The sequence below is a fragment of the Candidatus Photodesmus anomalopis genome, from assembly GCF_000731785.2.
In the GTDB taxonomy this organism is placed as follows: Bacteria; Pseudomonadota; Gammaproteobacteria; order Enterobacterales; family Vibrionaceae; genus Vibrio; species Vibrio anomalopis.
The window spans coordinates 12758-26616 of record NZ_JGVJ01000017.1 but is presented as its reverse complement, the minus strand read 5'-3'; the positions used below and the strand labels follow the sequence as shown (position 1 = coordinate 26616).

At 32.3% G+C, this 13859-nt stretch carries 15 protein-coding genes and 1 pseudogene; 15 read left to right on the top strand and 1 reads right to left on the bottom strand.

The window, feature by feature from the left end:
• Positions 1-27 precede the first annotated feature (27 nt).
• Positions 28-831: an inositol-1-monophosphatase gene (gene suhB / locus CF66_RS04405; protein WP_016503964.1), complete on the bottom strand. Its 804-nt coding sequence runs from the start codon at positions 829-831 to the stop codon at positions 28-30.
• A 246-nt stretch (positions 832-1077) separates the two neighbouring features.
• On the opposite strand from suhB, the pseudogene CF66_RS04400 reads away from it, so the two are divergent.
• From CF66_RS04400 to bamB, 15 genes and pseudogenes are all read left to right on the top strand, one after another.
• Positions 1078-1497: pseudogene (locus CF66_RS04400) on the top strand (Rrf2 family transcriptional regulator); the annotation flags it as partial.
• A 68-nt stretch (positions 1498-1565) separates the two neighbouring features.
• Complete coding sequence (locus tag CF66_RS04395; RefSeq protein ID WP_016503966.1) at positions 1566-2780, top strand: IscS subfamily cysteine desulfurase; 1215 nt, start codon at positions 1566-1568, stop codon at positions 2778-2780.
• Between the two features lie 87 nt (positions 2781-2867).
• Complete coding sequence (gene iscU / locus CF66_RS04390; protein WP_034411837.1) at positions 2868-3254, top strand: Fe-S cluster assembly scaffold IscU; 387 nt, start codon at positions 2868-2870, stop codon at positions 3252-3254.
• Positions 3255-3297: 43 nt separating this feature from the next.
• Positions 3298-3624: an iron-sulfur cluster assembly protein IscA gene (gene iscA / locus CF66_RS04385; protein ID WP_016503968.1), complete on the top strand. Its 327-nt coding sequence runs from the start codon at positions 3298-3300 to the stop codon at positions 3622-3624.
• A gap of 59 nt (positions 3625-3683) precedes the next feature.
• On the top strand, positions 3684-4196 hold the full coding sequence (gene hscB, locus CF66_RS04380; RefSeq protein ID WP_016503969.1) for a Fe-S protein assembly co-chaperone HscB: 513 nt from the start codon (positions 3684-3686) through the stop codon (positions 4194-4196).
• A 34-nt stretch (positions 4197-4230) separates the two neighbouring features.
• Positions 4231-6093 (top strand): Fe-S protein assembly chaperone HscA, encoded by a 1863-nt coding sequence (gene hscA, locus CF66_RS04375; RefSeq protein ID WP_016503970.1) that lies wholly within the window; start codon positions 4231-4233, stop codon positions 6091-6093.
• An 8-nt stretch (positions 6094-6101) separates the two neighbouring features.
• Entirely contained in the window at positions 6102-6440 is a 339-nt protein-coding gene (gene fdx / locus CF66_RS04370) for an ISC system 2Fe-2S type ferredoxin (RefSeq protein WP_016503971.1), read from the top strand.
• A gap of 64 nt (positions 6441-6504) precedes the next feature.
• On the top strand, positions 6505-6702 hold the full coding sequence (gene iscX, locus CF66_RS04365) for a Fe-S cluster assembly protein IscX (RefSeq protein ID WP_016503972.1): 198 nt from the start codon (positions 6505-6507) through the stop codon (positions 6700-6702).
• Positions 6703-6828: 126 nt separating this feature from the next.
• Positions 6829-7281, top strand: a complete 453-nt coding sequence (ndk, locus tag CF66_RS04360) for a nucleoside-diphosphate kinase (RefSeq protein ID WP_034411835.1) — start codon at positions 6829-6831, stop codon at positions 7279-7281.
• Positions 7278-8384 (top strand): dual-specificity RNA methyltransferase RlmN, encoded by a 1107-nt coding sequence (gene rlmN / locus CF66_RS04355; RefSeq protein ID WP_034411834.1) that lies wholly within the window; start codon positions 7278-7280, stop codon positions 8382-8384. Before ndk ends, rlmN begins: the two co-directional genes overlap by 4 nt.
• Before the next feature lie 183 nt (positions 8385-8567).
• Entirely contained in the window at positions 8568-9467 is a 900-nt protein-coding gene (locus CF66_RS04350; RefSeq protein ID WP_034411833.1) for a RodZ domain-containing protein, read from the top strand.
• 9 nt (positions 9468-9476) lie between these two features.
• Entirely contained in the window at positions 9477-10592 is a 1116-nt protein-coding gene (gene ispG / locus CF66_RS04345; protein ID WP_016503976.1) for a flavodoxin-dependent (E)-4-hydroxy-3-methylbut-2-enyl-diphosphate synthase, read from the top strand.
• A gap of 40 nt (positions 10593-10632) precedes the next feature.
• Positions 10633-11931 carry a histidine--tRNA ligase gene (gene hisS / locus CF66_RS04340; RefSeq protein WP_034411832.1) on the top strand — a complete coding sequence of 433 codons (1299 nt, stop codon included), beginning with the start codon at positions 10633-10635 and terminating at the stop codon, positions 11929-11931.
• 33 nt (positions 11932-11964) lie between these two features.
• The gene (locus CF66_RS04335; RefSeq protein ID WP_034411830.1) at positions 11965-12603 is read left to right on the top strand and encodes a YfgM family protein; all 639 of its coding nucleotides are present in this window, start codon (positions 11965-11967) and stop codon (positions 12601-12603) included.
• Entirely contained in the window at positions 12593-13774 is a 1182-nt protein-coding gene (gene bamB / locus CF66_RS04330; protein WP_052541678.1) for an outer membrane protein assembly factor BamB, read from the top strand. Before CF66_RS04335 ends, bamB begins: the two co-directional genes overlap by 11 nt.
• Positions 13775-13859: the final 85 nt, after the last annotated feature.

Sequence of the window (13859 nt, the reverse complement as noted above, 5' to 3'; positions counted from 1 at the left end):
GAAACTATTATTGAAAAATTTATCTTTTTAATGCATTTTAGTCAGTTCCGCTATTTCACGAGTTTGATTAATGATAAATTTTATGTTTCTCGCACCTGCACCAACTAAGTTTCCTGAATTCAGATATTCAATACCCCCAGCATAATCTGTTAAAATAGCACCAGCCTCTCTAGCAATTAGTATCCCTGCAGCTATATCCCAAGGTTTTAAAGCTAATTCAAAATAAGCATCAATCCGACTTGCTGCAAGGTAACAAAGATCTAAAGCTGCAGAACCAGTACAGCGTATTCCAGAAAAATTAGTCAGCATAGAAGTCATTATCTTTATGTAAGAATCAGAGTATTTTTTATTTTTAAATAGGAAGTTAGTCGCTACAATCATATTTTTTAGTTCCTTAACTTCTTTAATACGGATACGTGTATTGTTTAATCTCGCACCTGCCCCACGTTGAGCTGTAAATAATTCATTAAGCATTGGATCATATACACAGGCAACCTCGGCTTTATTATTTATACTAGCTGCAATTGATACTGCAAAATGTGGTAAGGATTTTATAAAATTTTTTGTTCCATCTAGTGGATCAATATACCATTGCACATTGCTGTGATTCCCCTTGATAAATCCCACTTCTTCTGAAAGAATGGAATGTGTAGGATATGCATTTTGAATAATATCAATGATTATAATTTCCGCTTCTTTATCTATATTTGTGACGAAGTCATTTGGTCCTTTTTGAGTTAATTTGAGTTTACCAAAATTTGAGAAGGACTTAGTGATATGGTTACCTGCCTTTCTTGCAGCACGAATCGCAATATTAAGCATTGGATGCATATAACTCTCCTCTCTATTATATTAGAGAATAATACTTTTGAAGCAAGTGTACTATGATTCTCAAAAAATGGAAGTATAGAATTCACAGAAAACTATACTTTTTCTGGCATCACTAGAAGAAATTAATAACATTGTTTGAGTATTCAATATTTGTTATCTTATTTTGGATTACACACTATAATACTTGACTATTTTAGTCAGGTATGTAAAAATCCTTCCCATGTAAAAGAAATCTAATATTTTGCTATGAAACTTACCTCTAGAGGAAGATATGCAACAACTGCTATGTTAGATCTAGCATTGTATTCAAGAGAAAGAGCGGTATCTCTTTCAGATATATCAGAACGCCAAGGTATTTCGCTTCCTTATTTAGGGCAGTTATTTTCAAAATTACGTAAGTCAGGGTTAGTTATTAGTATTCGTGGTCCAGGAGGTGGTTATAAACTTGGTGCAGATTCAATTGAAATTTCAATTGGTACTATAATTACTGCCGTAGATGGATCTGTTGATATAACGAAGTGTAATGGAAAAACAGATTGTCGAGCTGGTGCACCTTGTTTAACGCATGCATTATGGAAAGAGTTAGGTTCACGTATTAGTGAGCTTTTACATACTATTACACTAGGTGAACTTATGAATAATACTCAACTGCTTGAAATTTCAAATATTTTCAAGTAAAAGTTCTATTTAAATTAGCCATCTTCCATGATAATTTTTATTTTTTGGAGTAAAAAATGAAATTACCTATTTATTTTGATTATTCAGCTACATGTCCTGTTGATCCCCGTGTTGCTAAGAAAATGATTCAATATATGACAATGGATGGTAATTTTGGTAATCCTGCATCTCGTTCTCATCGATATGGTTGGCAGGCAGAAGAGGCAGTTGACTTAGCTCGTGAGCAAATTGCAAATCTGCTAAATGCGGATCCTCGTGAAGTTATATTTACATCGGGCGCAACAGAATCTGATAATCTTGCAATCAAAGGTGTTGCTCATTTTTACAATAAAAAGGGTAAGCATATTGTTACTTGTAAAACAGAGCATAAGGCTGTGCTTGATCCATGTCGTAAACTGGAACGAGAGGGATTTGAAGTAACTTATATTAAGCCTGAAGTTAATGGAATTATTGATCTTAATAAGCTGCAATCAGCTATACGGAAGGATACTATATTAGTTTCTATTATGCATGTAAACAATGAGATAGGCGTAATTCAAGATATTGCATCTATTGGTGATTTATGTCGTGAGCATAAAGCTATTTTTCATATTGATGCAGCACAGTCTGCGGGAAAGCTTCCTATTGATGTACAAAAGTTACATGCAGATCTAATTTCCCTATCTGCACATAAAATTTATGGTCCTAAAGGTATTGGAGCGCTTTATATCCGTCGAAAACCGCGTATTCGTTTAGAAGCACAAATGCATGGTGGTGGTCATGAACGTGGTTTTCGTTCTGGTACATTAGCTACTCATCAAGTAGTTGGAATGGGAGAGGCTTTCCGTATTGCCAAAGAAGATATGCAGAAAGATTTAATACATGCCAAGAAGTTACGTAACATTTTCTTAAATGGTATTGAAAATATGGAAGCAGTAACAATTAATGGTGATTTAAAGCAACGATTGCCTAATAACTTAAATATTAGTTTTGCTTTTGTTGAAGGTGAATCCTTATTGATGTCTTTGAAAGACCTTGCTGTATCATCAGGTAGCGCATGTACTTCAATTAGTTTAGAACCATCATACGTATTACGCGCGTTAGGTCTTAATGATGAGCTTGCACATAGTTCAGTTCGTTTTTCGTTTGGTCGGTTTACAACGGAAAAGGAAGTTGAATATGCAGTACGTCAAATTTGTATTTCAGTGAAGAAGTTGCGTAATATGTCTCCTCTTTGGGATATGTATAAAGATGGTGTTGATTTAAACTCTTTTGAATGGGTTCATCATTAAATAATAATTTCAATATCATGACATGATAAGTAAAATAAAAAAGGATATTAGTTAGAGGTTAAGTCATTAGAGGTAAAGTTAAAGGTTATGGCATATAGCGAAAAAGTAATTGATCACTATGAAAATCCAAGAAATGTAGGCTCCTTTGATAAAGAAGATCCAAATGTAGGAAGTAGTATGGTTGGTGCTCCAGCATGTGGTGACGTTATGAAACTGCAAATTAAGGTAACATCTAAAGGTATTATTGAAGATGCTAGATTTAAAACGTATGGTTGTGGTAGTGCAATTGCCTCTAGTTCATTGATTACTGAATGGGTTAAAGGTAAAAGTATTGATGAAGCAATTTCTATTAAAAATATAGAAATTGCTGAAGAGTTAGAGCTTCCTCCTGTAAAGATTCATTGTTCTATTTTAGCTGAAGATGCAATTAAAGCAGCAATTGAAGATTATAAAAAAAAACATTTTACTGCTTAAAAAGATAGCATTTAGCATTCTAACCTGATTTAGAGAGTTTTATATGGCAATCACGATGACAGAAATAGCAGCTAGAAGGATTAAAAGTTGCCTAAAAAATAGAGGTTCGGGTATTGGTTTACGGGTTGGTATAAAAGCCTCTGGTTGTTCTGGGATGACATATTTTCTAGAGGTTGCTGATACACTGAATAAAGATGATAAGGTCTTTGAATGTTGCATGGGAGTAAAACTAATTATTGATTCTAGAAGTTTGCTCCATCTTGATGGAACCAAACTCAATTATGTTAAAAATGGCTTGAATGAAGGTTTTGAATTTGATAATCCAAATGTAAAAAGTAAGTGTGGTTGTGGTGAAAGCTTTAATGTTTAATGTTATTTTATGTTGTTTTATTTTTTTATTAAAAAACTTAGGTCTGAGAACTGTTTTTGATGAATTATTTTGAATTGTTTGGTTTGCCAGTGCAATTTGGATTGGATAAGGTTTCTCTTTCTATTAAATTTAGAAAACTCCAGAGATGTTTTCATCCAGATAATTTTATAATTGCTTCAGAAGAGAAGCGTTCAGCAGCATTTAAAAAAACTTTGCAACTTAATGATGCATATCGAGTTTTAAAGTCTCCTATCAGTCGCGCTGAATACTTGTTAGCTGAAAAGGGCATACAAATTTCTAGACAAAAACCATTTAAAGACACTGAATTTTTAGTGAAGCATATAGAATTACATGATGAATTAGATCAACTATCTTTTGGTACTAATCCAAAATCTGCTCTTGCAGATTTTGATGGTAAGATTAGTAATTTATATGAACATCATTTGGTATTACTAGAACAGGAATTTCAGGATAATATGTGGATAAAAGCAGAAAGACGAGTTAATCAACTTAAATTTCTTGATAAATTAAAAAACCGGATTGAGCAAATTGAAGATCAATTATTTAACTAGATTCTAGGATAAAGAAAATAGGACATATTCATATATGGCATTAGTTCAAATTTCAGAACCTGTTCAAAACCATTCTTTGAATAAAAATAAATCTTCTGCAGGAATAGATTTTGGTACTACAAATTCATTAGTAGCTATTGTTAAAAATGGAGAAGTAAGAACTTGCTTAGATAATGAAAATCGAAGTGTTCTTCCCTCTATTGTCCATTATACACATAAGGATGTATTAGTAGGTTATAATGCAAAAGAAAAAGGCCAATCTGATTCTAATAGTACTATTACTTCTATAAAGCGATTTATTGGGCGTACACTTGATGATATTCGCTTGCGATATTCATTTTTGCCTTATTCATTCAAAAAAGGAACTGGTGGTTTGCCAGTGTTTCAAACTAATCAAGGCGATAAAAGTTCTATACAAATTTCATCTGATATTTTAAAGGTCCTTAGTTATCGAGCTAAGAAAGCATTAGGTAGTGAACTTGACGGGGTGGTCATTACAGTACCAGCCTATTTTGATGATGCTCAACGTATGAGCACTAAAAATGCAGCAGCTGTTGCTGGTCTTAATGTTTTACGTCTGTTAAATGAACCAACTGCAGCAGCTATTGCTTATGGTTTAGAATCAACAAGTAAAGAAGGCATTATTGTAGTTTATGATTTAGGTGGTGGTACATTTGATATTTCAATTTTACGATTATCATCAGGTATTTTTGAAGTTTTATCAACTGGAGGAAACTCTGAGTTAGGTGGAGATGATTTTGATTATTTGATTGCAGAGCATCTTCTCAATAAAATTAATCTAGAGGGCGAATTATCTGCTGAACAGAGTCGTATATTGCTTGATGTTGCAACTAATGCAAAAATATCTTTATCTAATGTAACTTCAGTTGAAGTTTCAATTTTTGGTTGGACTGGAATCATCACTTGTGAAGACTTGAATAAGATTATAAAACCTTTAGTAAAGCAAACTTTACTAATATGTAATAGAGCTTTAAAAGATGCAGAAGTTGATGTACAGGAAATTATGGAAGTAATTATGGTAGGGGGTTCAACTCGTATTCCATTAGTACGTGAAATGGTTGCTAATTTTTTTAGTCGTACTCCATTAACTAGTATTAATCCTGATGAAGTTGTAGCAATTGGTGCCGCTATTCAGGCTGATCTTTTAGTTGGTAATAAACTAAATGTAAATGCAAAAAATATGCTTTTATTAGATGTCACCCCTTTATCTTTAGGAATTGAAACTGCAGGTGGTTTAGTTGAGAAAATTATTCCACGCAATACTACGATTCCAGTAGAAAGATCACAAGAGTTTACAACATTTAAGGATGCTCAAACAGCAATAACTATTCATGTCGTTCAAGGTGAACGTGAAATGGTTAGTAACTGTCGTTCATTAGCTAAATTTACTCTGAAAGTTCCACCTATGATTGCGGGCATTGCTCGTATTCAAGTAATTTACCAAGTTGATGCTGATGGTTTATTGTCTATTACTGCTGTTGAAAAAAGTACTGGAAAGAAAGTAGCCATTCAAGTGAAGCATTCCTTTGCTTTTAGTAATGATGAAATTCATGAAATATTGAGAAAATCTTTGCGTTATAATAAACAAGATATAAATGCTCGTGCCCTTGCAGAACAAAGAGTAAAGGCGGAGCGTATTATTGATAGTCTGATTAAAGCGATTCAAATCGATGGTGATAAAATGTTATCGGATTTTGAAAAGGATGAACTATTTAATGCAATTAATAAATTAACTAAACTTTCTAACGGTATTAGTGTTGATAAAATTAGAAATGGAATAAAAAAATTAGATGATGCTAGCACAGACTTTGCTACTCGTCGAATAAATAAGTCAATTAAAAAACTCTTGTCAGGAAAATCAATTAACGATATTTAAGAGATCAAATGTCAAAAATTATTATTTTACCAAATGAGAAATTTTGTCCAAGTGGAGTGGTATTAGAAGCAAAACCTAGTGAGTTACTTCTTGATGTAGCCTTGAGATATGGCATAGATATTGAGCATGCTTGTGAAAAATCATGCGCATGTACCACTTGTCATGTCATTATTCATGAAGGGTTTGATTCTTTAGAACCAAGTGATGAATTAGAAGACGATATGTTAGATAAAGCATGGGGACTTGATCCTCAATCACGTCTTTCTTGTCAAGCTAAAATCCTTGATGTAGATTTAGTGATAGAGATTCCTAAATATACATTAAATCATATATCTGAGAGATATTAGTAATCATTAGATTGATTATTTCAAAATTAGGTATCTTTATCCAAATTAAATGAGGTAATTTATAATGAAATGGACAGATTCACGTGATATTGCAATTGAGTTATATAACGCATTTCCTGATATTAATCCAAAAACGGTGCGGTTTACTGATTTGTATCGTTGGATTTTAGAGTTAGATGATTTTGATGATGATCCTAATCATTCAAATGAAAAGATTTTAGAAGCTATTATTTTATGTTGGATAGACGAATCAGAAAACTAAGGTGTATTTTTTATTTTGATTATTTCTCTTTTTAGGTTAAGTTTGAGTATCCTCCTTCTATTACTAGAAGTGTTTTTATCTTAATGAAGAAAAAAATTTTAAAGTAAATTTAATAAGGATGATTAAATGAGCCCTTTAGAAAGAACATTTTCTATTATTAAGCCTGATGCAGTAAAAAGGAATTTGATTGGTGAAATTTTTTTCCGAATTGAAAAAGCTGGTTTTCAAATTATTGCGGTTAAAATGCTTCATCTAACTGAAAAACAAGTAGATCATTTTTATTTTGAGCATAAGGATAAAGATTTTTTTCTTGAACTTAAACAATTCATGACTTCTGGTCCTGTTATTATTCAAGTTTTAGAGGGGGAAAATGCGGTTATTCGTTACCGTGAGTTGATAGGTACAATACCTCCTGAAACAGCAGTATGTGGGACAATTCGATCTGACTATGCTTTAGATATTTGTCATAATTCTATTCATGGTTCAGATACTTTGGAATCTGCTGCTCGTGAAATTAATTTTTTTTTCTCTTCCTCTGAAATTTATTCACGCCGTCTTTGTGGGTATGAGGGTACATAATTATTAATATTGTAAATTTATTTGATTTTGATCGTTCAAGTTTGCGTAGTTTTTTTGTCGAAGAATTAAAAGAAAAAGCGTTTCGTGCTGAGCAAGTAATGAAGTGGATTTACCACTTTGGTGTGAATGATTTTGATAAAATGACTAATCTAAATAAAAAATTAATAAAGAAATTAAAGTTTAGATGTAAAATTCAAGCACCTTTGATTTGCAAAACAAAATATTCTATTGATGGCACTATAAAATGGCTTATGCGAGTTGGGGATCAAAATATTGAAACTGTGTATATTCCTGAAAATGCTCGTGCTACATTATGTGTTTCTTCTCAAGTAGGTTGTGCACTTAATTGTTCATTTTGTTCAACAGCACAGCAAGGTTTTAATAGGAATCTTAAAGTATCTGAAATAATTGGACAAGTTTGGCAGGCAGCACGTGAAATTGTTATGAAAAAACAGTTTTCTTATTATCCAATTAGTAATATAGTAATTATGGGAATGGGAGAGCCCTTACTCAATGTAAAAAATCTCCTACCAGCTTTGCGTTTAATGCTAGATGATTTTGCTTTTGGCTTATCAAAACGTCATGTTACTGTTTCAACTTCGGGTATTGTGTCAGGTATTAATAAAATGACCGGTAATATAGATGTAGCTCTGGCTCTTTCTTTACATGCGCCTAATGATACATTACGCAATAGCATCATGTCTATAAATCATCGTTGGGGGATCAAAGAGTTGCTCGAATCGGTCCGTCGTTATATTAGTTCTTCACACGCTAATCGTGGAAAAGTTACACTAGAATATGTGCTTTTGGATCATATTAATGACGAAGTAGACCATGCTTGTGAACTAGCTGAGTTGATGAAAGATACACCATGCAAGATTAATCTGATTCCTTTTAATTCATATCCAGGTTCTATTTATAATAGAACGAGTAGTTCTAGAATGTCTCGTTTTTTCAAAAAATTAATAGAATATAATTATACTGTTACAGTGCGAAAAATTCGTGGTGCTGATATTGATGCTGCATGTGGACAGTTAGTGGGAGGGTTTATTGATCGAACTAGTCGAGATAATAGTATAATAAACGCTAAATTAATTCCATAAATAAGTAAAACAGCTATTCTAGATTTGTATTATTTTTTTAATAAAGGTTAAAAAAACATCGATTAGTTATTTACTTTATTTCTACAAGTTCTTTTTAAATACAAGAATCTATATTAAAATGGTAGGTTGGATTTAAATAGTAGAATGCTCAGTTTCAAAATCAGTCAAAGAATAAATAAAAAAATGAGTACTGAACAACAGAAAGAAAAAATTGGAACTATATTAAAAGTTCACCGAAAAAAACTTGGTTTTTCTCAAAAAGATATTGCAGATCGACTAAAATTGCGTTTATTTGTTATCCAAAGCATTGAAGAAAATCAGTTTACATCTAGTCAAGCAGTAACGTTTATTCGTGGTTACTTACGTTCATATGCTAAGGTGATCGGTCTAGATGAATCAATTGTATCCTATGCTTTAAAAAATTATGGTGAAATTCAATATCAAGAATATAGAATGTTAAGTTTTTCAAAAAAAACTAAACAAGACCGTCGTGATAGTTGGATTATGATGCTCACATGGGGAATATTTTCTATGATTATTGCTATTTCCTTTTTTTGGTGGTGGCAACAGAAAGAACAAAGCAGACTTGCTGTAACTCTTGGTGATAATACGAGAATATTTTCTTCAACCCAAGAAACAGGACAATTAGCTAATAATAGTCACTTTACTAATATTATGTTAAGCTCTAATGTACTTGATGAGCCTACTATTGAAAAAATGGTAGTGTCTAAAGCCACTAATAATGAAAATTTAGATGAATTTTCATCTATTAAAGAGTTAGATACTTCTTTAGAACTAGCTTTAGTTAAAGACGAATTATTCCCTATTTCTCTGGAATCTAGAGATAAAAAAATACTTACGATGTCATTTCAATCTGATTGTTGGATACAAGTTAAGGATTCCTCTGGAAGATTGCTATCTACAGGGATAAAAAAAGCAGGTCACAATTTAGAATTAATTAGTGTACTACCATTGAATATTATTTTGGGTGTCCCAGAAAGTGTATCCATGACATTTGCGGGTAAATCTATTGACCTATCTAGATACACCTCAGGTAAAGTAGCTAGATTCACTTTAGCTTAAAAAAGTAACATGCAATATACTGTTTCTATAAAACGTCGCCCTTCTACTCGTATTTATGTTGGTCATGTTCCCATTGGTGATGGTGCTCCCATATCAGTACAATCTATGACAAATACTAGAACGACAGATGTTAACGCAACTGTTACTCAGATTCATAATTTAGAGAAAGTTGGTGCGGATATTGTTCGTATTTCAATACCAACTATGGATGCTGCTGAAGCTTTTAAATTAATTAAGAAGCAAGTATCTATCCCATTAGTGGCAGATATTCATTTTGATTATCGTATTGCCCTTCAGGTAGCTAAATATGGTGTCGATTGTTTGCGTATAAATCCTGGTAATATTGGTAATAAAATGAGGGTTCGTTCTATTGTAGATTGTGCTCGCGATAAAAATATTCCAATTCGTATTGGTGTAAATAGTGGTTCAGTTGAAAAAGATATTCAATTGAAATATGGGGAATTAACACCATCTGCTTTAGTCGATTCAGCAATGAGACATATTGATATTCTTGATAGTTTAAACTTTTCACAATTTAAAGTCAGTGTAAAATCATCTAATATTTTTCTTGCTATTGATTCATACCGTCTTCTTTCAAGAAAAATAGATCAACCATTACATTTAGGTATTACTGAAGCTGGTGGTAGACGCGCTGGTACTGTTAAATCTTCTTTGGCTTTAGGTTTATTACTTATGCAGGGAATTGGTGATACCTTACGCATTTCATTAGCTGCAGATCCTGTTGAAGAAATTAAAGTTGGTTTTGATATACTAAAATCTTTACGAATTCGTTCCAGAGGCATTAATTTTATTGCTTGTCCAAGTTGTTCGCGTCAAGAGTTTGATGTAATTGGAACTGTTAATGCTTTGGAGAAGCGTCTTGAGGATATTATAACTTCAATGGATGTATCCATTATTGGTTGTGTTGTTAATGGGCCAGGTGAAGCTAAGCTTTCTCATTTAGGTCTAGCTGGACTCCATAAAAAAAGTACTCTTTATGAAGATGGGAATCGTCAAAAAGAGCGAATAAATAATGATAAGCTTATAAGTCAGCTAGAAAAAAAAATTCGGATTAAGGCATCAATGCTTGATAAAAAAAATCGTATTGATGTTACCGAAAATTAAATACTTATAATTAATAATAACTATATTACGGTAATTTTCTGTGATAAAAAAAATTCAAGCAATTCGCGGTATGAATGATTGTCTTCCAAGACAATCTTCTCTTTGGCAAAAGCTAGAGCATATTATTAGAAACGTAATTGGTGAATATGGTTATAGTGAGATACGTATTCCAATAGTTGAAATGACTGATTTATTTAGTCGTTCTATTGGTGAAGTCACCGATATTGTTGAAAAAGAAATGTATACTTTTAAGGATCATAATGGTGAAAGTTTAACATTACGTCCTGAAGGCACAGCTGGTTGTGTACGAGCTGGTATTGAAAATGGCTTATTATATAATCAAGAACAACGCTTATGGTATATGGGGCCTATGTTTCGTCATGAGCGTCCACAAAAAGGTCGTTATCGTCAGTTCCATCAATTTGGAGCTGAAGTATTTGGTTTAGAGGGGCCTAATATTGATGTAGAGCTAATCCTGATGCTTTCACGTCTTTGGTATGAATTAGGTATTGATAAATATATTCATTTAGAATTACACTCCCTAGGTTCTTTAGAGACTCGTATAAGATATCGTAGTGTTTTAATATCATATTTAGAAAAGCATATTGACTTGTTAGATCAGATATCAAGACAGAGAATGTATGTTAATCCGCTACGTGTTTTTGATACTAAAAATCCCAGTATTCAAAATATATTAGATAATGCACCTAATCTTTCTGAATACTTAGATGAAGATTCACATAAACATTTTATTAGTTTATGTGAATCTTTAGATTCACTTGGTATTAAGTATACTATTAATACTCGTTTAGTTCGTGGATTAGATTATTATAATCGTACTGTATTTGAATGGGTAACTGAAATTTTAGGAACACAGGGTACCGTTTGTGGAGGTGGACGTTACGACAGTTTAGTTGAACAGCTTGGTGGGAAAGCGACCCCTGCTATTGGTTTTGCTATTGGACTTGAACGTTTAGTTTTAATGCTAGAAAAACTTAAGTTAACTAAAGTTCATCGCACTGTTGATGTGTACATAGTAGCTTCTTCCAAGTATGCTACGCTTCCCTCTATAAAACTTGCTAATCAGCTTCGTGAAGAAATCCCTGGCTTACGTATAATGAATGATTTTAGTGGTACTAGCTTTAAGAAACAATTTAAACGTGCAGATAGGTTTGGTGCTGCTGTAGCTTTAGTTCTTGGCGCACGAGAGGTTTCTGATATGACAGTAGTGGTTAAGGACCTTTTGTCTGGTAATCAAAATATTTGCTTTCAAAGAGACTTATCTGTTCAGATAAAAAAGTTAGTTAATAAGAAGATAAATGTAGATATAAATTATTAATTATTTTATAAATAGTATAGGAACAATAGAACGTTGTTTGGTTTTGTTAAAGAAAAACCAATTATGACCGTTAAAAAAAAATGGCATAGTTATGCTTGGATTGTTTTTTTTATTGTCATAATAGGTTTAGCTATTTTATGCAGCTGGATTTATTACCAAGATATCATTTTTAGAAAACAGGAAATAGTTTCTCAAGAATATGTGAATCTCATTTCAGAGCTAAAAGTGCAGACTGAGAGTAATATAAATCAAATTGAGAACTTTATTGATTCAAATAAGCATTCTGAATATTCTATATTAACAGCATTACAATTGGCTAAAGTAGCGGTAGAAGCAGGTAATTTTGATGAAGCATTATCCCGGTTACAATGGGCTAAAACCAATACTAGAGATAAAACATTAAGCTCAATTATTTCTTATCGTATTGCTCGTATTCAACTTGAGCAAGCTGATTTTGACGCTGCTATTTTTGAATTATCTGCTATCAAAGTTCAGCTTTGGGAAAGCAGAGTTAAAGAACTTCACGGTGATATTTTGTTAAGAAAAGGCGATATAGAATCTGCACGTTCTATGTATGTCCAAGCTTTAAAGACAAGACAACAAGGGGACCAAATCTTAAAAATGAAATTAAATGATTTGGGTCATATAGGGTTAGATATACATGAACACTAAAAAGAGAATTGGTAGTATTTTTATTCTTATAGTATGTATGCATGTTTTTCTAAGTCTAGGTTGTGTTCAGGTAAAAGATCTAGCTACTTCTTCATTTTCTTACAAAAATAGCAAAAATGAGATTATACAACTGCAGGAATGGAAAACATCCGTTGGTGAAGGGGTTGGATATCATATCTCAAAATTAAGTCCAAAGTATGCTTATGGAAAAATTTATATAGCAAGCAGAAGTGGTTTAGTTAAAGCATTAGATCCAAAAAATGGACATACGCTATGGGAAACCAGTCTTGAGGAAAATAATATTTCAGCTCGTTTATCTGGTGGAATTTCAGCCGCGTACGGAAAATTATTTATTGGTAGTGAAAACGGTAAATTAATATCATTAGACGCTCAGACTGGTAAGCTAATATGGAATGTTAGGATTGGTAGTGAATTGCTTACTGTCCCCGTTACCAGTAATAATATGGTAATAGTTAATACTAATCAAGGTATGTTGCTTTCATTAGATCAACAAACAGGTCAACAAAATTGGATTATTAGTACTACAGTACCAAACATTAGTTTGCGTGGGGATAGTGTTCCTGTAATTGGTTTTGATACCGTTTTTTGGGGAACTACAGATGGTTTTTTAGCTGCAGCAAACCTAGAACAAGGAAAATTAATTTGGAAAAAAGCAATTAGAAAAACGACTAGTAAAAAGAATATGAAGGTTAATCATATTGTGGATATAGATGCATCACCATTGCTTTTAGGAAATACGATTTTTGTAATAGGTGTTAATACTCAGTTAGTTGCCATCGATTTGAATTCTGGCCAATTTATTTGGGAAAGCCCTTATTCTTCTGAAAAAGATATACAGAGCGATGGTAATCGTATATTCATTACAACTGATAATAATTGTCTTGTAGCCGTAGATATAAAGAATGGAAATGAAATTTGGAAAAATGAACAACTAAGAGATCGTGTTGTAACTGATCCAAAAATTATTAAGGAATATCTTGTCGTTGGGGATAATAAAGGTTATTTACATTGGATTGATCGAAGAACTGGTGAGTTTATTACTCAATATAGAGTTCATTATAGTGGTTTTTCAGTTGGACCAATTGAACTTCCTGAGGGATATTTATTAACTACACGTAATGGAGAAGTAAGGAAATTTAAGATTAATTAGATCATGTGTTATTATTTTAAATTTATATTCATATATAAATAGGTTAACTTTAGTTGGACTATTGTAATTTAAAACCTTGTTCTTT

Bases quoted from the DNA above. Each gene is read 5' to 3' on its own strand.
- iscX (WP_016503972.1), top strand. From the start codon at position 6,505: ATGAAATGGACAGATTCACGTGATATTGCAATTGAGTTATATAACGCA.
- bamB (WP_052541678.1), top strand. From the start codon at position 12,593: ATGAACACTAAAAAGAGAATTGGTAGTATTTTTATTCTTATAGTATGT.
- iscA (WP_016503968.1), top strand. From the start codon at position 3,298: ATGGCAATCACGATGACAGAAATAGCAGCTAGAAGGATTAAAAGTTGC.
- CF66_RS04395 (WP_016503966.1), top strand. From the start codon at position 1,566: ATGAAATTACCTATTTATTTTGATTATTCAGCTACATGTCCTGTTGAT.
- iscU (WP_034411837.1), top strand. From the start codon at position 2,868: ATGGCATATAGCGAAAAAGTAATTGATCACTATGAAAATCCAAGAAAT.
- hscB (WP_016503969.1), top strand. From the start codon at position 3,684: ATGAATTATTTTGAATTGTTTGGTTTGCCAGTGCAATTTGGATTGGAT.
- hscA (WP_016503970.1), top strand. From the start codon at position 4,231: ATGGCATTAGTTCAAATTTCAGAACCTGTTCAAAACCATTCTTTGAAT.
- suhB (WP_016503964.1), bottom strand. From the start codon at position 831: ATGCATCCAATGCTTAATATTGCGATTCGTGCTGCAAGAAAGGCAGGT.
- ndk (WP_034411835.1), top strand. From the start codon at position 6,829: ATGAGCCCTTTAGAAAGAACATTTTCTATTATTAAGCCTGATGCAGTA.
- CF66_RS04350 (WP_034411833.1), top strand. From the start codon at position 8,568: ATGAGTACTGAACAACAGAAAGAAAAAATTGGAACTATATTAAAAGTT.
- fdx (WP_016503971.1), top strand. From the start codon at position 6,102: ATGTCAAAAATTATTATTTTACCAAATGAGAAATTTTGTCCAAGTGGA.
- ispG (WP_016503976.1), top strand. From the start codon at position 9,477: ATGCAATATACTGTTTCTATAAAACGTCGCCCTTCTACTCGTATTTAT.